Annotated in this window: 21 protein-coding genes, 4 tRNA genes and 1 other RNA gene; 10 read left to right on the forward strand and 16 right to left on the reverse strand. The window is 71.5% G+C overall.

Annotation, left to right across the window (positions count from 1 at the left end; translation table 11 throughout):
- Nucleotides 1–30 precede the first annotated feature (30 nt).
- The 8 genes from J2N69_RS17635 to purS form a co-directional block, all read right to left on the reverse strand.
- Nucleotides 31–867 carry an META domain-containing protein gene (locus J2N69_RS17635; protein WP_230901643.1) on the reverse strand — a complete coding sequence of 279 codons (837 nt, stop codon included), beginning with the start codon at nucleotides 865–867 and terminating at the stop codon, nucleotides 31–33.
- Between the two features lie 52 nt (nucleotides 868–919).
- Complete coding sequence (locus J2N69_RS17640) at nucleotides 920–1,720, reverse strand: maleylpyruvate isomerase family mycothiol-dependent enzyme (RefSeq protein ID WP_230901644.1); 801 nt, start codon at nucleotides 1,718–1,720, stop codon at nucleotides 920–922.
- A 9-nt stretch (nucleotides 1,721–1,729) separates the two neighbouring features.
- Entirely contained in the window at nucleotides 1,730–2,368 is a 639-nt protein-coding gene (locus J2N69_RS17645) for a TetR/AcrR family transcriptional regulator (RefSeq protein WP_230901645.1), read from the reverse strand.
- A 5-nt stretch (nucleotides 2,369–2,373) separates the two neighbouring features.
- Nucleotides 2,374–3,201, reverse strand: a complete 828-nt coding sequence (locus J2N69_RS17650) for a M23 family metallopeptidase (RefSeq protein WP_230901646.1) — start codon at nucleotides 3,199–3,201, stop codon at nucleotides 2,374–2,376.
- A 62-nt stretch (nucleotides 3,202–3,263) separates the two neighbouring features.
- A complete protein-coding gene (locus J2N69_RS17655; protein ID WP_230901647.1) occupies nucleotides 3,264–3,764 on the reverse strand; it encodes a helix-turn-helix domain-containing protein in 501 nt (166 codons plus the stop codon).
- A 134-nt stretch (nucleotides 3,765–3,898) separates the two neighbouring features.
- Complete coding sequence (gene purL, locus J2N69_RS17660; RefSeq protein WP_230901648.1) at nucleotides 3,899–6,148, reverse strand: phosphoribosylformylglycinamidine synthase subunit PurL; 2,250 nt, start codon at nucleotides 6,146–6,148, stop codon at nucleotides 3,899–3,901.
- On the reverse strand, nucleotides 6,145–6,825 hold the full coding sequence (gene purQ / locus J2N69_RS17665) for a phosphoribosylformylglycinamidine synthase subunit PurQ (RefSeq protein WP_127911518.1): 681 nt from the start codon (nucleotides 6,823–6,825) through the stop codon (nucleotides 6,145–6,147). The genes purL and purQ overlap by 4 nt, the downstream gene beginning before the upstream one ends.
- Nucleotides 6,822–7,088 (reverse strand): phosphoribosylformylglycinamidine synthase subunit PurS, encoded by a 267-nt coding sequence (gene purS, locus J2N69_RS17670; protein WP_205037043.1) that lies wholly within the window; start codon nucleotides 7,086–7,088, stop codon nucleotides 6,822–6,824. Before purS ends, purQ begins: the two co-directional genes overlap by 4 nt.
- A gap of 352 nt (nucleotides 7,089–7,440) precedes the next feature.
- Here purS and J2N69_RS17675 point away from each other — a divergent pair, with 352 nt between their 5' ends.
- The 8 genes from J2N69_RS17675 to J2N69_RS17710 all read left to right on the forward strand — a co-directional run bounded on the left by J2N69_RS17675 (nucleotide 7,441) and on the right by J2N69_RS17710 (nucleotide 11,966).
- Entirely contained in the window at nucleotides 7,441–7,767 is a 327-nt protein-coding gene (locus J2N69_RS17675; protein WP_127911516.1) for a histone-like nucleoid-structuring protein Lsr2, read from the forward strand.
- Nucleotides 7,768–7,891: 124 nt separating this feature from the next.
- Nucleotides 7,892–7,963, forward strand: a tRNA-Gly gene (locus tag J2N69_RS17680).
- Nucleotides 7,964–8,042: 79 nt separating this feature from the next.
- Nucleotides 8,043–8,118: transfer RNA gene (locus J2N69_RS17685), tRNA-Gly, on the forward strand.
- Between the two features lie 146 nt (nucleotides 8,119–8,264).
- Nucleotides 8,265–9,209, forward strand: a complete 945-nt coding sequence (locus tag J2N69_RS17690; protein WP_230901649.1) for an ABC transporter ATP-binding protein — start codon at nucleotides 8,265–8,267, stop codon at nucleotides 9,207–9,209.
- Nucleotides 9,206–9,988: an ABC transporter permease gene (locus J2N69_RS17695; protein ID WP_230901650.1), complete on the forward strand. Its 783-nt coding sequence runs from the start codon at nucleotides 9,206–9,208 to the stop codon at nucleotides 9,986–9,988. The genes J2N69_RS17690 and J2N69_RS17695 overlap by 4 nt, the downstream gene beginning before the upstream one ends.
- Nucleotides 9,961–11,265, forward strand: a complete 1,305-nt coding sequence (locus tag J2N69_RS17700; RefSeq protein ID WP_230901651.1) for a sensor histidine kinase — start codon at nucleotides 9,961–9,963, stop codon at nucleotides 11,263–11,265. Before J2N69_RS17695 ends, J2N69_RS17700 begins: the two co-directional genes overlap by 28 nt.
- Entirely contained in the window at nucleotides 11,262–11,870 is a 609-nt protein-coding gene (locus J2N69_RS17705) for a response regulator transcription factor (protein WP_127911513.1), read from the forward strand. Before J2N69_RS17700 ends, J2N69_RS17705 begins: the two co-directional genes overlap by 4 nt.
- 23 nt (nucleotides 11,871–11,893) lie before the next feature.
- A tRNA-Gly gene (locus J2N69_RS17710) sits at nucleotides 11,894–11,966 on the forward strand.
- A gap of 58 nt (nucleotides 11,967–12,024) precedes the next feature.
- Here the strand turns inward: J2N69_RS17710 and J2N69_RS17715 are convergent.
- From J2N69_RS17715 to ffs, 6 genes are all read right to left on the reverse strand, one after another.
- Nucleotides 12,025–12,921 (reverse strand): phosphoribosylaminoimidazolesuccinocarboxamide synthase, encoded by an 897-nt coding sequence (locus tag J2N69_RS17715; RefSeq protein WP_230901652.1) that lies wholly within the window; start codon nucleotides 12,919–12,921, stop codon nucleotides 12,025–12,027.
- A gap of 141 nt (nucleotides 12,922–13,062) precedes the next feature.
- The gene (locus J2N69_RS17720) at nucleotides 13,063–14,550 is read right to left on the reverse strand and encodes a N,N-dimethylformamidase beta subunit family domain-containing protein (RefSeq protein WP_230901653.1); all 1,488 of its coding nucleotides are present in this window, start codon (nucleotides 14,548–14,550) and stop codon (nucleotides 13,063–13,065) included.
- Nucleotides 14,551–14,721: 171 nt separating this feature from the next.
- On the reverse strand, nucleotides 14,722–16,788 hold the full coding sequence (locus J2N69_RS17725; protein WP_230901654.1) for an ICP22 family protein: 2,067 nt from the start codon (nucleotides 16,786–16,788) through the stop codon (nucleotides 14,722–14,724).
- 314 nt (nucleotides 16,789–17,102) lie between these two features.
- Nucleotides 17,103–18,356, reverse strand: a complete 1,254-nt coding sequence (purD, locus tag J2N69_RS17730) for a phosphoribosylamine--glycine ligase (protein ID WP_230901655.1) — start codon at nucleotides 18,354–18,356, stop codon at nucleotides 17,103–17,105.
- 948 nt (nucleotides 18,357–19,304) lie between these two features.
- On the reverse strand, nucleotides 19,305–21,563 hold the full coding sequence (locus tag J2N69_RS17735; RefSeq protein WP_230901656.1) for a DNA polymerase III subunit gamma and tau: 2,259 nt from the start codon (nucleotides 21,561–21,563) through the stop codon (nucleotides 19,305–19,307).
- Nucleotides 21,564–21,607: 44 nt separating this feature from the next.
- Nucleotides 21,608–21,706, reverse strand: an RNA gene (ffs, locus tag J2N69_RS17740) — signal recognition particle sRNA small type.
- Between the two features lie 120 nt (nucleotides 21,707–21,826).
- Here ffs and J2N69_RS17745 point away from each other — a divergent pair.
- Both J2N69_RS17745 and J2N69_RS17750 read left to right on the forward strand, forming a co-directional pair.
- A tRNA-Ser gene (locus J2N69_RS17745) sits at nucleotides 21,827–21,911 on the forward strand.
- A gap of 454 nt (nucleotides 21,912–22,365) precedes the next feature.
- On the forward strand, nucleotides 22,366–22,581 hold the full coding sequence (locus tag J2N69_RS17750) for a hypothetical protein (RefSeq protein WP_230901657.1): 216 nt from the start codon (nucleotides 22,366–22,368) through the stop codon (nucleotides 22,579–22,581).
- Between the two features lie 163 nt (nucleotides 22,582–22,744).
- Here J2N69_RS17750 and J2N69_RS17755 read toward each other — a convergent pair whose 3' ends face one another.
- A complete protein-coding gene (locus tag J2N69_RS17755) occupies nucleotides 22,745–23,026 on the reverse strand; it encodes a hypothetical protein (protein ID WP_127912645.1) in 282 nt (93 codons plus the stop codon).
- Nucleotides 23,027–23,297: 271 nt separating this feature from the next.
- The gene (locus tag J2N69_RS17760; protein WP_230901658.1) at nucleotides 23,298–23,579 is read right to left on the reverse strand and encodes a hypothetical protein; all 282 of its coding nucleotides are present in this window, start codon (nucleotides 23,577–23,579) and stop codon (nucleotides 23,298–23,300) included.
- Nucleotides 23,580–23,732 lie beyond the last annotated feature (153 nt).

Genomic DNA, 23,732 nt, shown 5'->3' on the forward strand with positions numbered 1-23,732 from the left:
TACGACCCTTGTACGGACGGTGACAACGGCCTACTTGGCGGCGCCGCTCGCGTTGATCACCGTGCCGTCGGCGGCGGTGAGTTTCAGGGTGTCCCGCTCGATCACGTAGCGCGCCGGGCCGTCGAAGAGCTTCAGGAGCCTGCGCTCGGTGGCCATCGTCGCGCCCGGGCACATCTTGCGGGTGGTGGCCGGGACGCCGAAGGTGATGCGGCCGTCCTTCGCCTCTGCCTCGGCGGTGACGTCGTTGCAGCCGAGGTTGCCGCGCACCTTGCCGTCCTCGCCGAAGGTGAGGTGGACCTTGTCGGCCACGTCCTTCGGCAGCGGCGCGGCGCTCTTGGCGTCGCCCACCGCGCGCACCGTCCACTTGGTGCCGGTGAGCGGGGTGTCGGGCTCATCGGGCCGTGAGGTGAAGGCCATGCGGTCTCCCTTGGCGGTGGTGAGGGTCATCCGGGCGCCGTCGACCTTCGCGGTGAGCTTCTCCTTGCCGAGGGCGCGCAGGACGCTCTTCTCGAACCTCATGCGGTTTTCGTCCGTGCAGGCCCGCTTCGTCAGGAGCGGTTCGCCGAACTCCACGGTGTCGCCCTTGATCGTCACGTCGGCGCCGACGGAGTTGCAGCCGAAGCTGCCGCCGGCCCGCCCGTCCTTGCCGATCTTGAGGTGGGCGTCGCCCGGGGCCTCGTACTTCTTGCCGTCCAGGGTGAGGCTGTCGACGGTCCAGCGGACGCCGGTGAGGGGCGGCCCCGGCTGCACGGAGCGGCCGCCGGAGCCGGTTTCGGAGCCGGCTCCCGACTCGGTGCCGCATGCGGTGAGCAGCAGCCCGGCGGAGGCCAGCGCGGTCAGGGTCAGGGTCAGACGCTGCGTGTGCATGGCGATGTGACGGAACAAGTGGGGGTGTTGGTTCCATACGCCCCCCGTTGGGCTACCCCATGATCGGCAGCAGTCCCGACAGGTCGGCGCGCTCCCCGCTCGCGCTGACCTTCGCCGCGTCCAGGGCGCTGGTCCAGTCGGTGCGGCCCGTGGCGAGGCGGACCCAGGTCAGCGGGTCGGTCTCGACGACGTTCGGCGGGGTGCCGCGGGTGTGCCGCGGGCCCTCGACGCACTGCACCACCGCGTACGGGGGAACGCGCACCTCGGTGGAGGCCCCCGGCGCCTTCAGCGCGAGCGCGTCCGCGAGCAGGCGGGCGCAGGCGGCGAGGGCCTGGCGGTCGTACGGCACGTCGAGGCCCGGCACGGCGTCGTTCAAGTCGTCGGTGTGGACGGTGAGTTCGACGGTACGGGTGACCAGGAAGTCGCCGAGGGTCATGGCGCCGAAGCGGGAGGGCACGAGGCGCTCGTCGGGGGCGGCGGCCAGGGACTCCTCGACGCCGGTGAGCGTGCGGGTGAACAGCTCGTCGAGGTCCGCGCCCGCGGTCTCCGCGAGGGCGCGGGTGTCCTCGTCGACCTGGGCGGCGGCGGTGACGGTCACGAACGGCCAGTCCATGAGCGCCACTTCGTGCCGCGCCGGTTCCGGGACGCTCAGGTAGCGGTGGACGGTGCCGAGCACCATCGCGATGTGGGCGGCCAGTTGGTGGACGGTCCAGTCGCCGAGCCGGGTGGGGCGGGCCAGCTGGTCGGGCGTGAGGGTGCGCACCGCCTCTCGTACGGCGCCGAACTGGGCGAGCACGGCGGTGCGGATCTTGGCGGAGTCGTACGTACGCGTGCGCTTCTTGGCCGGTGGCATGGGCCGAGCCTAAGCGTTCCCGGGGTACCCCTGAAGTCCCTTTTCCACCAGATCGAAGGCGCGTTCGGCGGCGTCGGCGCAGCCCTTCGCGATCTCGTCGAGCGAGTCGCCGGCGATGGCGCGCCGGTGGTTCTCCATGATGAGCGCGTTGCGGGCGCCGGTCAGCTGGGCGGCGGCGACCCGGGCGAGGAGCATGTCACCTGTCTCCTCCGCCAGGGCGTCCGCGAGGAGCTGGATGCTGCGCATGTGGAAGATCACCATGCGGTGCGCGAGGGTCGGTGTCTCGTTGACGAGCTGGCGCACCTTGAGGGCGCGCGGGTCACCGCTGAGACCGATCGACGGGTCACGCTCAGCGATCTGGGCCAGGAACTGGCGGCGCACGGCGGCCACCGCGGACTCGCCGGGCCGGCGCTCGCGCACCGCGCGGGCCGGGTCCGCGGCGTGCTCCTCCATCGGGCCGACGATCACGCCTTCCTTGGTGCCGAAGTAGTTGAAGACAGTCATCTTCGACACGTCGGCCGCTTCCGCGATCTGGGCCACGGAGACGTGGTCGAAGCCCCGCTCGGAGCAGAGGTCCACGGCGACGCTCCAGATCCGCGCGGCGGTCTGCCTCTTCTTGCGCGCGCGCAGCCCCAGCTCCTCAGTCATGCGGGTCACGGTACCGGGGTGACGTCCTCGCCCACCGCGAACGTCTCGCCGCCGCCGGGCACCCCGATCCCGCGCCAGCTGAACGGCACGCCCCGCGCCGTGTCCAGGTCGGGTCCGTCCATCAGCTGGAAGTGCAGGTGCGGCTCGGTGGAGTTGCCGGAGTTCCCGCAGCGGGCCAGCAGTTGCCCGGCGGCGACCTCGTCCCCCGCCCGCACGGCCAGCGAGCCCCGCTGCACGTGCGCGTACACGGCGTACACCCCGCCGCCGAGGTCGAGGACGACGTGGTTGCCGACGATGCGCCGCGCTCCGCCGAGCGTCCTGCCGATGCCCTCGATCAGCCAGAAGTACAGGACCCCGGCGAGGGAGCTGCGGCTGAGGTGGTCGCGCTGGCCGTCCTCGGCGTGCACCACGGTGGCGTCGGCCACCGCGAGCAGCGGTGCCCCGAAGGCGGGATAGGCCTGGCCGCGGCGGGCGACGGGCCAGAACCAGACGGGGGTGGGACGCCGGGGCCCCTCCTCCGGCTCGGCCGTGATGTCGATGGCGTACGTCTGGCCGAGGCCGTGCGTACCGTGGCTCGGCACCTTGTCGGCGGGGCTGTTCAGCGCCGACCAGCGGCCGGTGACGGGCGGGTCGACCTCTACGGGGGCCGGGGGCTCCGCGACGATCTCCCGGCTGACGGCCCTGCGCCGGGCGAAGCCGATCGCGAGGACGGCGACGATCGGGACCCAGCCCGCCCAGTACGGGTACGGCAGCTCCACGAAGAATCCGGCGACCACTTGGACGAAGACGTACAGCACCAGCAGGCGCTGAAGCATCCCGGTGAACTTGCGCATACCTATGGACATATCGTTCCCCCTGCTGCGGTTGGTGCGTCTGCTGCGGTCGGTGCGGTCGGTCAGGGACGCGCGGCGGAGAGCATTACGAGCAGCGGCACGACCCGCCCCGCCGGAACCTCGTGGCGACCGCGTCCTGTGCTGTGCAGCCAACCCGCGCCGGTCAGTTGGCGCAGGTGGTGGTAGATCTGGCCGGTCGTGCCGATGTCGTCGAGCGCGGCAAGCTCGGCGGCGGTGCTGGTGCCCGCGAGGATCTCCCGCAGCAGCCGCAGCCGCACGGGATTGCCGAGCGCGGCGAACGAATCGGCCGCCTCGGACCAGTCGTCCTCGAACAGCGACTCGGTGAGCCGGCCGTACTGCCACTCGTACCGGTGCCCGGTGGGCACGCGCACGGCCCCGGTGAACAGGACGGCACCATCCGCGTCCCGCGCCACCGGGTGTCGTGCCTTCAGCGCGTCGAGGGCCCAGAAGTCGCCCTCCTCCACGGCGGGCACGGCCGGGCCCACGCTCTCCAGCTCCGCCATGCGCCGCTCGAGCTCGGCGACGCGTGCCTCAAGATCCATGTGTGGAGCTTACGTAATTACGTAATTTCGATCAAGGCCAACTTTCACCGCAGCCGACCCCGGGCACGACGAAGCCCCCGCCCGGACCGTGCGGTCCGGACGGGGGCTTCCCGGCGGGGAGGAAAGGCAGACCGTCAGGCGAAGAGCCCCGGAATCGTCCCCTCGTGCGCCTCGCGCACCTCGCTCAGCGGCAACGTGAACGCGCCCTGCACCTCGATCGCGTCACCGTCCACCACACCGATGCGCGTGACGGGCAGGCCCCGCGCCCCGCACATGTCGGTGAACCGCAGCTCCTCGCTGCGCGGCACCGCGACGACCGCGCGCCCCGCCGACTCGGAGAACAGGAAGGTGAACGCGTCCAGACCGTCCGGGACGATCAGCCGCGCACCGAGACCGCCGCGCAGACAGGATTCCGCGACCGCCTGCACCAGACCGCCGTCCGACAGGTCGTGCGCGGCGTCGATCATGCCGTCACGGGAGGCCGAGATCAGGATCTCCGCGAGCAGCTTCTCGCGGCCCAGGTCGACCTCGGGCGGCAGTCCGCCGAGGTGGTCGTGGACCACCTGCGACCAGGCCGAACCGCCGAACTCCTCGCGGGTCTCGCCGAGCAGGTAGAGGAGCTGGCCCTCTTCCTTGAACGCGATGGGCGTGCGGCGGGCCACGTCGTCGATCACGCCGAGCACGGCGACGACCGGCGTCGGGTGGATGGCCGCCTCGCCCGTCTGGTTGTAGAGCGAGACGTTGCCGCCGGTCACCGGGGTGCCCAGCTCCAGGCAGCCGTCGGCGAGGCCGCGCACGGCCTCGGCGAACTGCCACATGACGTCCGGGTCCTCGGGCGAACCGAAGTTCAGGCAGTCCGAGACCGCCAGCGGCTTCGCACCGGAGGCGGCGACATTGCGGTACGACTCGGCGAGCGCGAGCTGTGCGCCCTTGTACGGGTCGAGCTTCGCGTACCGGCCGTTGCCGTCGGTGGCGATGGCGACACCGAGGCCCGTCTCCTCGTTGATCCGGATCATCCCGGAGTCCTCGGGCTGGGCGAGGACGGTGTTGCCCTGCACGAAGCGGTCGTACTGGTCGGTGACCCAGGACTTCGCGGCCTGGTTCGGGGCGGCGACCAGCTTGAGGACCTGCTCGCGCAGCTCGTCCGCGTCGGCCGGGCGGGCCAGCTTGTTCGCGTCGTCGGCCTGAAGGGCGTCCTGCCACTGCGGGCGCGCGTACGGGCGTTCGTAGACCGGTCCGTCGTGGGCGACCGTGCGCGGGTCGACATCGACGATCTTCTCGCCGTGCCAGAAGATCTCCAGGCGGTCGCCGTCGGTCACCTCGCCGACGACGGTGGCGATGACGTCCCACTTCTCGCAGATCTCCAGGAACCGGTCGACCTTCTCCGGCTCCACGACGGCGCACATGCGCTCCTGCGACTCACTCATGAGGATCTCCTCGGGAGTGAGCGTGGAGTCGCGCAGCGGTACGTCGTCCAGCTCGACCCGCATGCCGCCGGAGCCGTTCGACGCCAGCTCCGAGGTCGCGCAGGAGAGACCGGCCGCGCCCAGGTCCTGGATGCCGACGACCAGCTTCTCGGCGAAGGCCTCCAGGGTGCACTCGATGAGGAGCTTCTCCTGGAAGGGGTCGCCGACCTGCACGGCGGGACGCTTCGACGGCTTCGTGTCGTCGAAGGTCTCGCTCGCCAGGATCGAGGCGCCGCCGATGCCGTCGCCGCCCGTGCGGGCGCCGTACAGGATGACCTTGTTGCCGGGGCCCGACGCCTTCGCGAGGTGGATGTCCTCGTGCCGCATGACACCGATGGCACCGGCGTTGACCAGCGGGTTGCCTTGGTAGCAGGCGTCGAAGACCAGCTCGCCGCCGATGTTGGGCAGGCCCAGGCAGTTGCCGTAGCCGCCGATGCCGGCGACGACGCCGGGCAGCACGCGCTTGGTGTCGGGGTGGTGGGCGTCGCCCATCCGCAGCGGGTCCACGACCGCGACCGGACGGGCGCCCATCGCGATGATGTCGCGCACGATGCCGCCGACGCCGGTGGCCGCGCCCTGGTAGGGCTCGACGTACGAGGGGTGGTTGTGCGACTCGACCTTGAAGGTGACGGCGTAGCCCTGACCGACGTCCACGACTCCGGCGTTCTCGCCGATGCCGACGAGCATGGCGTCGTTGGCCGGGACCTTCTCGCCGAACTGCCGCAGGTGGACCTTGCTGCTCTTGTACGAGCAGTGCTCGGACCACATGACGGAGTACATGGCCAGCTCGGCGCCGGTCGGGCGGCGGCCGAGGATCTCGCGGACGCGCTCGTACTCGTCCTCTTTCAGGCCCAGTTCGGCCCAGGGCAGCTTGACGTCGGGGGTCTCGGCTGCGTGCTTGACGGTGTCCAGAGTCATGCGGTGACCAGCTTCTTCAGGATCGAGGTGAAGAATCCCAGGCCGTCGGTGCGGCCGGTGCCGACCAGCGGCTCGACGGCGTGCTCGGGGTGCGGCATGAGACCGACGACGTTGCCCGCCTCGTTGGTGATGCCGGCGATGTCACGGAGCGAGCCGTTGGGGTTGCCGTCGAGGTACCGGAAGGCGACGCGGCCCTCGGCCTCCAGCATGTCCAGGGTCCGCTCGTCGGCGGTGTACTGACCGTCGATGTTCTTGAGCGGGATCGAGATCTCCTGGCCGGCGGTGTAGTCGGCGGTCCAGGCGGTCCGGTCGCTCTCCACGCGCAGCTTCTGTTCGCGGCAGATGAAGTGCAGGTGGTTGTTGCGCAGCATCGCGCCCGGCAGGAGGTGCGTCTCGGTGAGGACCTGGAAGCCGTTGCAGATGCCCAGAACGGGCATTCCGGCCTTCGCCTGCTCGATGACGGACTCCATCACCGGCGAGAAACGCGAGATGGCACCGGCCCGCAGATAGTCCCCGTAGGAGAACCCGCCCGGCAGCACCACGGCGTCGACCTGCTTGAGGTCCTTGTCCTTGTGCCACAGCGGCACGGCCTCGGCGCCCGCCACGCGGACGGCGCGCTGGGTGTCGCGGTCGTCGAGGGTTCCGGGGAAAGTGACGACGCCAATTCGAGCGGTCACTTCTCGCCCTCCGCCTTCTCGTCCTCCACCTTTACGACGAAGTCCTCGATCACGGTGTTGGCGAGGAAGGTTTCCGCCATCTCCTGGATACGGGCGAGGGCGGCGTCGTCGACCGGCCCGTCCACCTCCAGTTCGAAACGCTTTCCCTGACGTACGTCGGAGATGCCCTGGAAACCGAGGCGCGGCAGTGCACGCTGCACCGCCTGGCCCTGGGGGTCGAGGATCTCCGGCTTGAGCATGACGTCGACTACGACGCGTGCCACTGGCACTCCCGGTGTGTGGTGCTTGCGTGTGCTGCTTGCAAGGTGCTGAGCAGGTCCCTTCAGACTACCGGCACAAAATTTCTACTCGCGTAGATTCGTAGAAAGCTACGTGATGGCGGTCACGTTCCGGTGATCCGGCAGGTATCGAAGGGGGTACCTTCACCAGGAATCCAGGAAAAGATCACGGATCGACATTGCGCCCTGACACGCGGAGATATTCGGACGGACTTCCCGATTCAATGCCCGGCACTGTACAAAGGAAATGGCAATAGTCGATACTTTCCCAAAACAGCCGGACAGTCGGCGTCACCGCACGTCAGCGTGGTGGAGCCGCACGAAGGGACCGATATTCGTGGCGCAGCGTGTCGTAGTCACTCTCTTTGACGACATGGACGGCGGGGAAGCGGCGGAAACGGTCGCGTTCGGTCTTGACGGCAAGTCGTACGAGATCGACCTCAGCCAAACCAACGCCAAGAAACTCCGCACGGCGCTCGCCCCCTTCCTGGAGGCGGCCCGCAAGCAGTCGAAGTCCGGGAAGGCGTACCGGCACACCGCCGTCTCCCCCGACCCGTCGGCCGTACGGGCCTGGGCCCGCTCGCACCAGATGGACGTGCCGCCGCGCGGCCGCATCCCCAAGCGGGTCTACGAAGCCTTCGAGGCCTTCGAGGCGGCCCACTGACCCGGGGCCCCGTCCGGTCCCCGAGCCCCTCGCGGCAACCGACTTGCGCTGCACCCCCGCTGGTCAGCTAGAGTCTGGAGCACGCCGAGGGGCAAGGCCGAAAGGCCGGACCTCACGGAGTCGTGCGGGTGTAGTTCAGTAGTAGAACATCCCCCTTCCAGGGGGAAGGCGCAGTGTGCAATTCCTGTCACCCGCTCCGCATCGCTTCCCGACCAGTCACCTGGTTGCGGTAAGCTGGTGCTCGCGCCGATCAGTGAGAGCTGGTCGGAGGCAATGCGAACGTAGCTCAGTTGGTAGAGCGCAACCTTGCCAAGGTTGAGGTCGCGAGTTCGAACCTCGTCGTTCGCTCCAGTGAGAAGGTCCCGGTCGATCCGACCGGGACCTTTTTCGTGCGCGACGAGCCGGGCACCCCATGACCGACGGGTTCTGACATTTGTCATGAGGGCCGGTGACAACGCGCACTGCTCCCGCGCCCCGGGCCGGGAGACGCTCTACCCATGACTGACCAAGTGATCGACGTGACCGATCTTCGGCGCGTGTACGGGGGCGGTTTCGAGGCGGTACGCGGAGTCTCCTTCGGCGTGGGCCGCGGCGAGCTGTTCGCGCTGCTCGGCACCAACGGCGCCGGCAAGACCTCCACCATGGAGCTGCTCGAAGGCCTCGCGGCACCCGCCGGCGGACGGGTCCGGGTGCTCGGGCACGACCCGTACACCGAACGGGGCGCGGTGCGGCCCCGCATCGGCGTGATGCTCCAGGAGGGCGGCTTCCCCGCCGAGCTGACGGTCACCGAGACCGTGCGGATGTGGGCCGGCTGCACCAGCGGGGCCCGGCCCCCGGCGGAGGCCCTGGAGATCGTCGGGCTCGGCAAGCGGGCCGGCGTACGCGTGAAGCAGTTGTCCGGCGGCGAGAAGCGGCGGCTCGACCTGGCCATGGCGCTCATCGGACGGCCCGAGGTGCTCTTCCTCGACGAGCCCACCACGGGGCTCGACGCGGAAGGGCGCCGCGAGACCTGGGAGTTGGTCCGCGCACTGCGGGACAACGGCACGACCGTGCTGCTCACCACGCACTACCTGGAAGAGGCCGAGGAACTCGCCGACCGGCTCGCCATCCTGCACGAGGGGCGGATCGCCGCCGAGGGAAGCGTCGCCGACGTGGTCGCCGCGCAGCCCTCCCACGTCTCCTTCGACCTGCCCGAGGGGTACTTCGTCGGCGACCTGCCGCCCCTGGCCGCGCTGGGCGTGAGCGGACACGAGATCGCGGGGCGGCGCGTGCGGCTGCGTACGCATGAGCTGCAACGCGCCGCCACCGGACTGCTGTTGTGGGCCCGGGACGCGCGGGTCGAACTGGGGGCGCTCGACGTGCGGGCGGCCTCGCTGGAAGAAGCGTTCCTGCGGATCGCGCGGGACAGCGAGCAGGCCGGGACCAAGGAGATGGCGGTATGAGCACGGTGGCCGTGACGACGACTCCGGCGGGGCGGATGCGGGCGCTCGCGCGCGCCGAGCTGACGCTCCTCGGCAGGAGCAAGGGAACGCTGTTCGCGGCGATGTTCGTGCCGTTCGTGCTGCCGGTCAGCATGCGGCAGGCCGCCACCGAGATGGACCTGAAGGGCACCGGGCTCTCCGTCGGCACCGTCGTGCTGCCGAGCGCCCTCGGCTTCTCGCTGCTCTTCGCCGTGTACGCCACGCTGACCGGCGTCTACGTCGCCCGGCGCGAGGAACTGGTGCTCAAGCGGCTGCGCACCGGCGAGCTGCGGGACACCGAGATACTCGCGGGCGCCGCGCTGCCCTCGGTCACGATCGGCATCGTGCAGTGCCTGGTGCTCAGCGCGGGCTGCGCGGTGCTCCTGGACGCCGGGGCGCCGAGCGCGCCCCACCTCGTGCTCCTCGGCATCGTCGCGGGCCTCGTGATGTTCGCCGCGCTGGCGGCCGTCACCGGAAGCTTCAGCAGGTCCACCGAGTCCGCCCAGGTCATGAGCATGCCGCCGATCTTCGTGTCGATGATCGGCTCCGGGCTCTTCATCCCGTTCGAAGTCATGCCCGACAAGGTCGCCGCGGTCTGCGAGCTGCTCCCGCTCTCGTCGGTCATGGAACTGATCCGCGGCGGCTGGGCCGGCCACCTCTCGACGGGCGACGCGCTCGGCGCCCTCGCCACGGCGGTGGCCTGGACCCTGCTGTCGGTGTTTGCTGTACGACGATGGTTCCGCTGGGAACCCCGGCACTGAGGGAGGCGGTCCGCGTGGTGGGCCGGATACGGGCCTGGCAGCGTGGCTGGCAGGCCCGGAGCAAGATCGAGAAGGTCGAGTTCCAGAGCATGGTCATGTGGCACGCCATGCCCTGGCTCTTCTTCCTCAGCTGGGGCTCGGTGCCGCTGGGCCTGAGCCTGGCCCATGAACCCGCCGCGCAGATCACCGGCTGGACGCTGATCGCGGTGGCCGCCGTGCAGAGCGTGCACGTCAACCGGTCCCTGCGGCGGTCGGTCGACCACTACCTGAAGCGGGCGGACCTGCCGCGCCGCGACCTCGCCGTCTCCGGTGCCCTGCTGGCCCTCGCGCTGGGGCTCGTCCTCGTCCTCGAAGCGGTCGACGGCGTCACCGACGGGATGATCGGCTTCACGACGCTGTACTTGGTCGTGCCGTTCGGCCAGGCGCTCGCCTTCGCCGTGCCGGTCCGCAGGTTCCTGCTCCACATCGCGCAGATCGACGTCTTCGTCGTGGCCGCGCTCGCCGCCGTCGGCGTACGCGACGCGCGGCTCGCGGGGTTCGCCGGCCTCATCGCGTTCGCCGGCCTCCTGACGCTGATCTCCGCGCGCTGCGGCGCCTGGACGCTCTCCGTGATGTGGGAGGCCGACCGGTCCCGCGAGGTGGAGGCGCGGCTCGCGGTCGCCGAGGAGCGGCTGCGGTTCGGGCGGGACCTGCACGACGTCATGGGCCGCAACCTCGCCGTCATCGCCCTCAAGAGCGAGCTGGCGGTGCAGCTCGCGCGCCGCGGGCGGCCCGAGGCCGTGGACCAGATGGTCGAGGTGCAGCGGATCGCGCAGGAGTCGCAGCGGGAGGTGCGGGAAGTGGTGCGGGGCTACCGCGAGATCGACCTCGGGGTGGAACTCCTCGGCGCGCAGGGCGTCTTGGAGGCGGCCGGCATCACCTGCCGGGTCACCGGCTCGGCGGCGGGGCTGCCCGCTCCCGTGCAGTCCGCGCTCGGCTGGGTGGTGCGGGAGGCGGCCACCAACGTGCTGCGGCACGGCGACGCCACCCGGTGCGACATCACCCTGGCGGTGACGGATGACCGTACGACACTGACCGTCGAGAACGACGGCGTGCCCGATGCCGTGCCCTCGGGCGGTGGCTCGGGCCTCGCCGGGCTCCGGGAACGGCTCGCCGAGGTCGACGGCACCCTCGACTTCGCCGCCCGGGACGGCCGCTTCCACCTGATCGCGGCGGTGCCGCCCCACCCCGGGAGCGCGGCGCCCGCACCGGCCGACCGGAGCGAGGTCCTGCTGTGAGCCTGCGCGTCCTGCTCGCCGACGACGAGCACCTCATCCGCGGCGCCCTCGCCGCGCTCCTCGCCCTGGAGGACGATCTCGCGGTCGTCGCCGAGGCGGCCACCGGACCCGAGGCGCTCGCCATGGCGCGGGCCCACCGCCCCGATGTCGCCGTGCTCGACCTCCAGATGCCGGGCGCCGACGGTGTGAGTGTGGCCACATCCCTGCGGGACGAGCTGCCGCACTGCCGGACCATGATCGTGACGAGTCACGGCAGACCGGGACATCTCAAGCGGGCCCTCGCGGCAGGCGTACGCGGCTTCGTGCCGAAGACGGTCAGCGCCCAGCGGCTCGCCGAGATCATCCGCACCGTGCACGCCGGAAACCGTTACGTGGACCCGGAGTTGGCCGCCGACGCCATCTCCGCCGGAGACTCGCCGCTGACCGCGCGCGAGGCCGAGGTCCTCGAACTCGCCGCCGACGGGGCGCCGGTCGCGGAGATCGCCGAGCGCGCCGCGCTCTCCCCCGGGACCGTCCGCAACTACCTCTCCTCGGCGGCCACCAAGCTCGGGGCGGAGAACCGGCATACGGCGGTGCGTCTCGCACGCGAGCGAGGTTGGGTATAGTGGTCCTCGCGTTACGGCGCAACGCGGACGTAGCTCAGTTGGTAGAGCGCAACCTTGCCAAGGTTGAGGTCGCCAGTTCGAACCTGGTCGTCCGCTCAGATGAAAGGCCCCGCTCCTCGGAGCGGGGCCTTTCGCGTTCTTCCCTCGCGTACGGCTACCAGGACGTCCCGGTCAGCCGCTCGTACGCCTCGATGTACTTGGCGCGGGTGGCGTCCACCACGTCCTGCGGCAGCGGCGGCGGTGGCTGTTCGCTCTCGCGGTCCCAGCCCGAGGCCGGCGAGGTCAGCCAGTCCCGTACGAACTGCTTGTCGAACGACGGCTGGGCGCGGCCCGGCTCCCACTGGTCGGCGGGCCAGAACCGCGAGGAGTCCGGCGTCAGGACCTCGTCGCCGATGAACAGCGCCCCGTCCTCGAAGCCGAACTCGAACTTGGTGTCGGCGAGGATCAGGCCGCGCTCGCGCGCGATGTTCCGGGCCCTGCTGTAGACGGCGAGCGTCGCCTGGCGCAGCTGCGCGGCGGTCTCCGGGCCGACCTGGCGGGCGACGTCCTCGTAGCTCACGTTCTCGTCGTGCTCGCCGACGGCGGCCTTCGCGGCGGGCGTGAAGATCGGGCCGGGCAGTTCCGAGCCGTTGACCAGGCCCTCGGGCAGCGCGAGGCCGCAGACGGTGCGGGTCTGGTTGTACTCCAACAGGCCCGAGCCGGTGAGGTAGCCGCGGGCCACGCACTCGACCGGGACCATCTCCAGGGACTTGCAGACGAGGGTGCGGCCCTCCCAGTCGGCGGGGGCGCCCTGCGGCAGGTCGGTGGAGACGACGTGGTTCGGGATGATGTCCGCGAGCTGGTCGAACCACCACAGGGAGAGCCGGGTGAGGACGCGGCCCTTGCCGGGGATCTCCGAGGGCAGCACCCAGTCATAGGCGGAGAGCCGGTCGCTGGCGACCATGATGAGCTGGCCCGCCTCGTTCCGGTACAGGTCACGCACCTTGCCGGTATGGAGGTGGACCAGGCCCGGCACGTGCAGCGGCTCGGGCTTTTCTACGAATCCGGACACGGTTCCCTCCAGTGTTTCCGACCAAGTGATGTCGATTCTCCCGTATCGAGGAAGAGGTCTTGGCCAGGGGTCGGACCCGGGCCGTGCGGGGGCCCCGGGGGCGGGGCCGGATCGGGCCCCGGATCGGCCCTGCCGGAATGATCAGTCCCGCTTGCAGATGCGGTCCAGAAGGTTGGCCGTGGCGCGCTGTACCCGTGCGTCGACGTGACCCGGGCGGTCGAGCGCCGGGGACCAGGCGAAGGTGCCGGAGGCGAAGACGAGGGCGCCCGAGGGGGCGCGGTAGAGCGAGGACTCCTGGTGGCGCGTGACGCCCTCCGCGTCCGCGTACGGCGAGTGGGCGAGCAGGATGCGGCCCTGGTGCTCGGGGAGCGCCGTGCGCGGGAAGTAGCGGTCGGCCTCGCCCGCGACCAGGCCCTCGATCTCGTCGCCCTCATGCGCTCCGGTCGCCTCCCACAGCCAGTGGTCGGCGTTGCGGACGACCAGGGGGTGCGGTTCGGGGACGCGGCCCGCGTACTGGATACCGAGCAGTTGCTGTTCGGCGGTGTTGTCGCCGTCCCGCTCGCGCCAGAGCGCGGACTTGCCGGGGCCGCGGCGCTTGCGGCAGGTCAGCAGGCGGTCCGGGACGCCGGACGGGGAGGGGCCCAACTCCACCTGCCAGTACATGGTGTTGGCGGAGAGGAAGACCAGGGAGGTGCCGCCGTCGCGGGCCAGTTCCGTGGTGCGGCGCATCGCCGGCGACCAGTACTCGTCGTGGCCCGGGAAGACCAGGCCCCGGTAGCGGGTGGGGTCGATGCGGCCCGCGTGCAGGTCACGGGCGTCGGCGTACGCCAGGTCGTAGCCGTACCGCTCGGCCCAGCGGATGAAGTCGTAGGCATGGCCGACGTGCAGGGGCAGGCCCGCGCCCGCGTACGGCCGGTCGAAGGAGACCGTGACGGCGGCCTCGCTCTCGCCGAGGAGACGGCCCTCCTCGTCCCACGCGTGATAGAGGCTGGCGCCCGTGCGGCCGTCCTCCGGATAGAGGTTGTACGCCTGCCACGTCACGTCCGGGAGCAGGAGCAGGAGGTCGGCGGGGTGGCTGTCGCGGACCGTGAAGGGCACGTGCGAGCGGTAGCCGTCGGCGGTGGTGAGCACCGCCACGTACGCCCCGATGTTCCAGTAGCTCGGGATCTGCAGGCGCCAGGAGAGCCACCAGTGGTGGCAGGAGACCGTGCGGTCCGCGGTGAGCGGGGGCGGCTGGACGATGCCGGACAGGCGCGGGCTGGTCGTGATCTTGCTGGCGCCGTCGCCGCCGTAGTGCCCGATGCGGTAGATGTCGACGCTGAACTGCTGGGGCGGGTCCACCGTGACGTGGAAGTCGATCGCCTCACCCGGGGCGGCGGCGCCGGTGGAGGTGAAGCCCTTGATCTGGCGGCGCACGTCGTCGGCGGTCCGGGGGGCGCCGGTGCGGGGCGCCGGGATGTTCGCCCCCGGGGCCGACGCGTGGTCGACGTACCAGGGCACGACCTTGCCCGTGTCGTCGAAGTAGTGCTCGGAACCTCGCAGCCAGGGCAGCGGCCCCTGACCGAAGGGGTCCGACACGGCGTGCGCCAGCGCGCCCGATTCCCAGCGGCGGATCGGCTCCTGCCCCATGTCTTCCCCTCCCTCGCTCCCCCGAGCCTGCGGCGCCGGTTGGTGCCCGCGGTCCGGCGACGGTACCCAGCACATCACATTACGCACGCACTCCGTCACCGTTCGTCGCTAATTGACGGAACCGGAAGGGAAGCTTCCGGATCTGGACGCGGGACGGGCGTGGCGGTCGGGTCAGACGAGACGGACCGGTTTCTCCTGTCTGACGCCGAGACGCGCGAGCCACTCCCGCAGCGGGGACGGGTCGCCGTGCTCGACGAGGCGCTGGACGCGCGGCGCGAGGTCGGCCGCGCGCTCCCCGTCGACCAGCAGGGCGGGGCCGTCCAGCCAGTCGAGGCCCGGGGTGGCGCCGGCGGTGTCCACGGCCGCGCAGCAGACCATCGCCGTGACGTGGTCGGCCAGCAGCTCACGGCCCGTGCGGGGCGGCTGGAGCGGGAACAGCGGCAGCGCGCCGTCATCCCAGAGCGCCTCGTCCGGCCCCTGCCCCGCGGGAGCCGGGCGCGGCGGGGCGGCGGCTTCCTCGCGGGCCAGCTCGGCGCTGAGCCCGGCGGCGAGCACACCGCTGGGGCCTTCGTCGCGGAGATCGGGTCCATCGGAGTCATCGGGGGCGCCGGAGTCGCGGAAGTCGTCGGTGTCGCCGGAGTCGTTGGAGTGCCCATCGGGGCGGACAAGGGAGCGGACGTCGGAACGGGTGTCGGGGCGGGCGTCGGGGTCGGCAGCGGAAGCAGGGCCCGCGCGGAGCGCGTCCAGGCCGGTGTCACGGGCCTGCTCGGCATCCGGGCCGTCACCGCCACCCCGTACGCCCGGACGACCCGCGCCGTCACCCTCCGCCGCCGCAGAGGCCTCGTACGCCTCATCAGGTGCTCCACCCAGATGCTCCCCATCCAGCCCATGCTCCCCACGCACCCCATGCGCCGCTCCCTGTACCTCCACGGTGGTGGTCAGGTGGTCCAGGACGCGGGCGAGCGTCGGGCCCTCGGGGTCGGGGCCGGTGGGGTCCGCGCGGTGGCCGACGCCCAGGGAGTCCAGGACGCGGTGCAGGCGGGCGGCGTCCATGCGCCACTTGCGGTCCACGACCTCGTCCGGATACTCCTGCCAGGCCACCGGTGCCCAGTCCGGGCCCGTCTCCGCGGGGCCGCCGTGGAAGAGGCGGGCGGCGAGCAGCGACGCCGCCTCGTCCACCGAACCCGGCTCCTCCAGCAGGTCGCAGGCGGGACGCTCGCCCAGCCGGGAGGCGAAGCCTTCGGCCAGGCGGTCCCTGCGGGACAGCTCGGTGAGCGCGGAGACCACACCCGCGTCCAGCCGCGAGGGCCAGCGGCCCATCCGCCAGGCGGGCAGCGCGACCCGGGTCAGCAGCCGGTCCCAGCCCGCGTACGCGAGGCCGACCTGCTCCTGGGCGACGATCCGCACGCCGTAGTCCACGGTCTGGGCGCGCTCGGCGGCGGCCGCGGCGACCCCTCGCTCCATCTCGGCGGCATGCACCCGGCAGTTGCGCAGGAGCAGCCGGGCGACCCAGCCGACACCGGCCAGCACCGTGCGCGTCAGTGGGCCGCGCCCTGGGGCCGCGGCGACCGCGACCGCCGCGTCGAGCCCGCGCACGAAGCGCCGGGCGGCCGCTATGTCGGGGTGCGCGGAAGGGCCCGTGCCCGCCACGACCGGGGCGAGCACCGCCCGCAGCTCGCCCACCCGCATCCACCACAGGAACGGCGAGCCGATCACGAGCACGGGCGCGGCGGAGGAACGCCGCTCGGGGGCGCGGACGTCGCCCGCGTCACCGGAGGCCCCACCGCTCGTGGCGGAGGTGTCGCGGTCCCGCGCGGGCGGGTTATGTGCCGGATGGGTGCGGTCCTCCAGCCAGCTGTCACAGTCGGGGGTGAGCGCTATCGCCGAGGGCGCGGGCACGTCCAGCCGGTCGGCGAGGTCACGGACCAGGCGGTACAGGTCGGGGGCGGACTCCTCGGCGACCGGGACCGTGGGGCTCAGCGCGGGCCTGGCCCGGGCGACGACCAGCGCGACGCCCGCCGCGGCGAGCAGCACGAGCACGGCGAGCACCGTCACCACCCAGCGCACGACGTCCCAACTCGCCCCGTCGACATGGCCCGTGGCCCCACCGGCGAGCAGCACGACGGCGGCGGCCGCGGGCAACAGGGCCACGGCCAGCGCCCGGCTGCGCAGCCGCAGCACGGCGAGGGCCCGGGAGCGCGCGGCCTGCGCGCCGACCTCCACACCCGTACCTGACACGACCGATGGCACCCCCTGCTGCCTACTGCTCGGCCGCCGGCCTGGGCCGACGGCACACATCAATGGCGTTGCTCTTGCTCACTCCCCCACTGTGGCACCCGCCACTGACATCGCAATGCCGGTGGTCTGTTTGGCTCTGGGCGCCCGGAACGCTTGCGCCGCACCCTAGTTGGGGTACCGGTCGCCGTCAGCCGGATGGGCCAGCGGTCACTCGATGGAATGGCTTTGGCTAAAGGTGGCTGCCAAAAGGCCCCGGACCGAGTGTCGGTTCCGGGGCCTGAAGTCGGCTGGACGTCACGCGGACGCGGGGCGGGTCACGCCTCCGCGGCCGCCTTCGCCGCGATGTCCGTACGGTGCTGCGAGCCGTCGAGGCGGATGCGGGACAGCGCGGCGTACGCGCGCTCGCGGGCCTGCGTGAGGCCGTCGCCGGTCGCCGTCACGGACAGCACCCGGCCGCCCGCGCTGACGACGGCGTCGCCGTCGCGCCGGGTGCCGGCGTGCAGGACGTACGCATGGGGGGCATCCTGTGCCGCCACCGCGTCGAGGCCCTCGATGGGGTCGCCCGTGCGAGGCGTGCCGGGGTAGTTGTGCGAGGCGACGACCACGGTCACCGCGGCGTCGTCGCTCCAGCGCAGCGGGGGCAGGTCGGCCAGGTTGCCGGTGGCCGCGGCCATCAGGAGCCCGGCCAGCGGGGTCTTGAGGCGGGCGAGGACCACCTGGGTCTCGGGGTCGCCGAAGCGGGCGTTGAACTCGATCACGCGTACGCCCCGGCTGGTGATCGCGAGGCCCGCGTAGAGCAGTCCGGCGAAGGGCGTGCCGCGGCGGCGCAGCTCGTCGACGGTCGGCTGGAGCACGCTCGCCATGACGTCGTCGACCAGCTTGGGGTCGGCCCACGGGAGCGGCGAGTACGCGCCCATGCCTCCGGTGTTCGGCCCCTGGTCCCCGTCCAGCGCCCGCTTGAAGTCCTGGGCGGGCTGCAACGGCACGACGGTCTCGCCGTCGGTGATCGCGAAGAGGGAGACCTCCGGGCCGTCGAGGAACTCCTCGATGACCACGCGGTCGCAGGCGAGGGCGTGCGCGCGGGCCGCCTCGATGTCGTCGGTGACGACGACGCCCTTGCCGGCGGCGAGCCCGTCGTCCTTGACGACGTACGGCGCCCCGAAGGCGTCGAGGGCCTCGTCGATCTCCGCCGCGGTGGTGCAGACGTAGGACCGGGCGGTCGGCACGCTCGCGCCCGCCATCACGTCCTTGGCGAACGCCTTGGAGCCTTCCAGCTGGGCGGCTTCCTTGGAGGGGCCGAAGCACGGGATACCGGCGGCGCGCACGGCGTCGGCGACACCGGCGACCAGCGGGGCCTCCGGCCCCACGACGACCAGCCCGGCGCCGAGTTCGGCCGCCAGCGCGGCCACGGCGGCGCCGTCGAGGGCGTCGACCTGGTGGGTCTCGGCCACTTCGGCGGTCCCGGCGTTGCCGGGGGCGCAGTGCAGCTCGGAGACGTCGGGGTCGAGGGACAGAGAGCGGCACAGGGCGTGTTCGCGGGCACCACTGCCGATGACGAGGACCTTCACGGTGGTCAGCCTAGCCCGCGGCTCGGCATGCCTTTGTACGGGCTGCCGAGTCGGACTTTCCTGCCTCTTGTACGTTCATACAGTTCGCGGGGGTTATCGGGAGGCTCGGGGGTGGGTGGCTCTGCCGCGTGCCCTCGGGGTTCCCGGGAGGCGTCGGGGGCGGGTGGTTCTGCCGCGTGCCGTCGAGTCGCTCGTCACCACGCGGGGGTGGCCGCTCGGGCGGGGCCGGGACGCTGGGGTCGGCCTTGACGCTCGGGCGGGGCCCGGACGCTGGGGCGGACCCGGACGCTCAGACCGCGCGGAGGAGCAGGCCACCCGGAGGAGCAGGCTGGCCCGGACGCTCAGGCCAGCCTGGAAGCTCGGACCGCTCGGGAGAGCAAGTCCGCCCGGGGCTCAGGCCGGCAACGGATGCTCGGGCGGGCCCGGACACTCAGACCGCCTCAGACGCTCAGACCGCACGGAGGAGCAAGCCCGCCCGGACGCTCAGGCTGAGCCAAACGCTCGGGCGGACGCGGACGCTCGGGCCGGCCTGGACGCACGGGGGCCTGGGCGCACGGGCGGGTCCGGGCATTCAGGCCACACGGAGGAGTAGGCCCGCCCGGACGCTCAGGCGGGCCCGGACTCAGGCTGGCCGGATGCTCAGGCCGCGCGGAGGAGCAGGCTGGCCCGGACACTCAGGTCGGCCCAGACGCTCAGACCGCACGGAAGAGCAAGCCCGCCCTGACGCTCCGGCCGGCAACGGATGCTCGGGCCGGCAACGGGCGCTCAAGGCAGGCAACGAATGCTCGGAGCGGCCCAGACACTCAGGCCGGCGCCGGACGCCCGGCCTGGCCAGCCGCTCAGGCGGGCGGCGGACGCTCCGGCCAGCAACGGACGCTCAGGCCGCCCGGACACCCGGCCTGGCCGCACGCTCAAGCGGGCGGCCGACGCTCCGGCCGGCCCGGTCACCTACTCGTTCGGATACTCGTCGACCACCGTCGCGCCCAGCTCCCGGACGATCAGGTCGTGGCCGGAGAGGGCGGATTCGACCAGGTCCGGGTCGTCGTCCGCGGGGATGTCGTCCTCGGGGGACACATGCTCCGGGACGGGGGCGGAACGGGGAGGCTGGGTCGGCTCCGGGGCCGGGGTGGGCCGAGTCTGCGGGGCCGGGGCCGGAGCGGGGGCCGCAGAGGGCTGGGCGGGCTGGTACTGCGGGGCCGCCGGGCGGGAGGGCGCGGGGGCACCGCCGCCGAAGTTGCCCGCGGCCGGCGGGGGCGCGGAGCCGCCCGACGGGTCGACGATCGCCTCGACCTTCCACTGCACCCCGAACTGCTCGGACAGCGCCTGCCGCAGTACGTCCTCACTGCCGCTGCTGGCGAAGTTGTCCCGCGCCCCGGCGTTGACGAAGCCGATCTGAAGCGTCGTGCCGTCGAAGCCCGCCACCTGGGCGTTCTGGCTGAGCAGAATCCAGGTGAAGCGGCGGCGGTTCTTCACCGCCTCGAGGATGTTGGGCCACAGGCTGCGCGGGTCCGGGCCGCCCGCGGGAGCGGCCTGCGGGGCCATGGGCGCGGGGGCCTGCGGCTGAGCGGGGGCCTGGCGCGCCACCGGGGCGGAAGCCTGCGGCGGCGCGGAAGCGGGGGCTCCGCTGCTCGTGGGCGCCGCGGTGGGCCAGCCGCCCGGCCTGGGCGCGGACTCCGCAGCGGGAGCGGCAGGGGGCGGCGCCGCGGGGCCGCTGCCCGGCGCCGAAGCGGTCGGCCAGCCGCCCGGCCGCCGCTCACCCGAAGGAGCGGCGGGTGCCGAAGGCTGGGGCGTGGGAGGCGCGGCGGGGGCGGCAGGGGCAGGCGGTGCGGCCGCTTCCGGGGCGGGCGCGCCCTGCGGTGCCCCTTGCCCTCGTACCGCAGCGCGCGCGGCGGCGGGACCGCCCCCCGGAGGAACCGGCGGTCCTTGGGGAGCCGGGCCGGGGCCGCCCGGGGCCATGGCCACCGGCGGCTGCTGCATGCCCGCGTGCGCCTCGGCACTCGGCACGTACGCCATGGCGGGGCCGGGGCCCTGGCCGCCCGCCACGAAGTTCCCGCCGCGCTCCAGGCGGTCGAGGCGGGCCATGACGGAACGCTCGTCGTCGTACGCGGCCGGGAGCAGGACGCGGGCGCAGATCAGCTCCAGCTGGAGCCGCGGCGAGGTGGCGCCGCGCATCTCCGTCAGGCCTTCGTTGACGATGTCGGCGGCGCGGCTCAGCTCGGCGCCCCCGAAGACCTCGGCCTGTGCCTGCATGCGCTCCACGACGTCGGCGGGAGCGTCGATGAGCCCCTTCTCGGCGGCGTCCGGCACGGCAGCGAGGATCACCAGGTCCCGCAGCCGCTCCAGGAGGTCGGCGACGAAGCGCCGGGGGTCGTTGCCGCCCTCGATGACGCGGTCGACGATCTCGAAGGCGGCGGCGCCGTCTCCGGAGGCGAAGGCCTCGACGACGGAGTCGAGCAGCGAACTGTCCGTATACCCGAGCAGGGAGGTCGCCATGGCATACGTCACACCCGCCTCGCCCGCGCTGGCCAGCAGCTGGTCCATGACGGACATCGAGTCACGCACGGAACCGGCGCCGGCCCGCACGACCAGCGGAAGCACGCCGTCCTCGACGGCCATGCCCTCGCGCCCGCAGACCTCGGCGAGATAGCTCCGCAGCGTGCCGGGCGGCACCAGCCGGAACGGGTAGTGGTGCGTACGCGAGCGGATCGTGCCGATGACCTTCTCGGGCTCGGTCGTCGCGAAGATGAACTTGAGGTGCTCCGGGGGCTCCTCGACCACCTTCAGCAGGGCATTGAAGCCCGCCGGGGTGACCATGTGGGCCTCGTCGATGATGTAGATCTTGTACCGGCTGCTGGCGGGGCCGAAGAAGGCCTTCTCGCGCAGGTCACGGGCATCGTCCACGCCTCCGTGCGACGCGGCGTCGATCTCGATGACGTCGATCGAGCCCGGGCCGTTCCTCGCCAGGTCGTGGCAGGACTGGCACTCGCCACAGGGGGTGGGGGTGGGACCTTGCTCACAGTTGAGACAGCGGGCCAGGATGCGCGCGCTCGTCGTCTTGCCGCAGCCGCGCGGGCCACTGAACAGGTACGCGTGATTGACCCGGTTGTTCCGCAGCGCCTGCTGCAGCGGGTCGGTCACATGCTCCTGCCCGATGACCTCGGCGAACGACTCCGGGCGATAACGGCGGTACAACGCGAGAGACGACACGCATACGAGGTTATAGGCGACCACTGACAACCCGGACCGCCCCAACGCAAAGCGCCCCTCACGCACCCGCCAGAGCCGACCTACCCTTGCTGCCTTCCGGCCCTGGGGGAGTTCAGTCAGATAGCGCCACGTGAGGGGCTGAGCCCCACCCTAGCGGATACCGGGGGCCCAAAGCGACGCCGGGAGGGCCCCACCGGAGCCCGCGAAGCCCTCGACCGGATCGTGTTCGCGAGCACTGCCCAACGTCTTGTATTGTTTGCGGCGGAGGATTCGCCTAGTGGCCTAGGGCGCACGCTTGGAAAGCGTGTTGGGGGCAACCCCTCACGAGTTCGAATCTCGTATCCTCCGCACCCGCCCGCAAGGGCAACCGAAGGCCCCGACCGCATTGCGGCCGGGGCCTTCGCCGTTCCGTGGCCGCAGTCCTGGCCGCGGCGCCGTCGGCGGACTCCCGGCCGAGACGGTCGACGGCCGCCACCGCCATCAGCCACCAGACCAACGCCACCTGGCCCGCAGAACACCCGGCGGCGAGGCCACCGGCCACGCACCGCACCGCGCGGACACCGTCCGCTTCGAGCACCGCGCGGTCGGCCGCGTCACCCTTTGGCACGGAGTCCCTGCGTGCGCGGCGGTTACACCATCTGGCGGGAGGAATGCCCTCGCGTTGCGACCAATTGGCGCAATGAGCCTTTCCGAAGGAGTGGCTCGGGCGTCTTCGGCTCCGCACAGGCGTGGAGCAAGGGAAAGAATCGCCACAAATGCTTCCCCAAACGGGGCGGCACGGACATTCGACCCGAAGGCAGAAATGATCAAGAAGGTTATTACCTGCGCGGCCATCGTTGCCGCCGCCATGGCAGTCGGTACGAGCTCGGCCGCTGCCAACGACCGCGACGGTGACGACCGTAAGCACCGCTTCAGTGCCGAATGGGGCGGCGGGAACTTCGACATCCTCAAGTCCTCGTCCGGCACCGGAATCTTCAGCGGTTCGGGCCACCACGGCGAAGTCCACGGCCACCGCTGAGTAGTCGCCGTACCGCTCGGCTCTCCACGGGACGTTCTCATCGACCGTGAAGAGTCGACGGCACAAAAGAATTAGCGCAGAAACAAACGCCGGGGCCGCTGTTGAAGAACAGCGGCCCCGGTGTCCGTAGTAGGGCCTCGCCTACCGCCGGACTGCGTCGGCGTCAGTCGATGACGGCGCCAAGGATGGGCAGCGCGGGAGCGGACGAGTCGTCGTAGACCTTCGACTTCTGGCGGATCTCGTTGCACTGGAAGGCACGGGCCTCGTCCAGCACCTCGATGGTCAGGACGTCGATGTCCTGGACCGTCGGGCAGATGTCGCGGATGATCTCGATGTTCTGCGAGTAGTGCCCGTGAACCTCCTCGTCGGCCATGGCCGGGGTGACGGCCATACCAGTGGCGGTCAGCGTCAGCATCGAGCCGGCGAGAATCTTCTTGGCGTTCATTGTTATGTGCCTTCCTTGCGTCCGGGTAGCTGTGGCGCTTTCAGTGGGCGCCGACAGATTCACTAACTGTGCTGCGGCGGCCGGGGTTGCGACCCGCTAAACTCATTCACTCTTTTGCAGCAACGGGTTTCCGCAGGTGATGAGCCCGAGGTCCGATTGGTCGGCCGGCCATATGCAATGGGCCCCGGGCTCGCGGTCGTACCGCGTGCCCGGGGCCCATTTCCCTCTATAAAGGGTAATGACAAGAGCGCCGCAAGGGCGCCCAAGCTGTTTAGTTGACGACCTGGCCGAGCAGCGGCAGCGCCGGGGCCGACGAGCTGTCGTGGACCTTCGACTTCTGGCGGATCTCGTTGCACTGGAAGGCACGGGCCTCGTCCAGCACCTCGATGGTCAGGACGTCGATGTCCTGGATCGTCGGGCAGATGTCGCGGATTACCTCGATGCTCTGCGAGTAGTGACCGTGCACTTCCTCGTCGGCCATGGCCGGGGTGACGGCCATACCGGTGGCGGTCAGGGTCAGCATGGAACCGGCGACAATCTTCTTCACACTCATGGTGTGTACCTTCCTAGCATTAGTGGGCGTCTCCCAGTGAGTGCGCCAGCACCACCCATAACTGGGGTCACCGCCATCACGTTTCTGCGGAAGGCCCACAATCACCCGGTTACCGCATCCATACGTCTTATCAAACATAGCGTCATCACACTT

Origin of the sequence: Streptomyces huasconensis (assembly GCF_021028635.1) — a bacterium.
In the GTDB taxonomy this organism is placed as follows: domain Bacteria; phylum Actinomycetota; class Actinomycetes; order Streptomycetales; family Streptomycetaceae; genus Streptomyces; species Streptomyces huasconensis.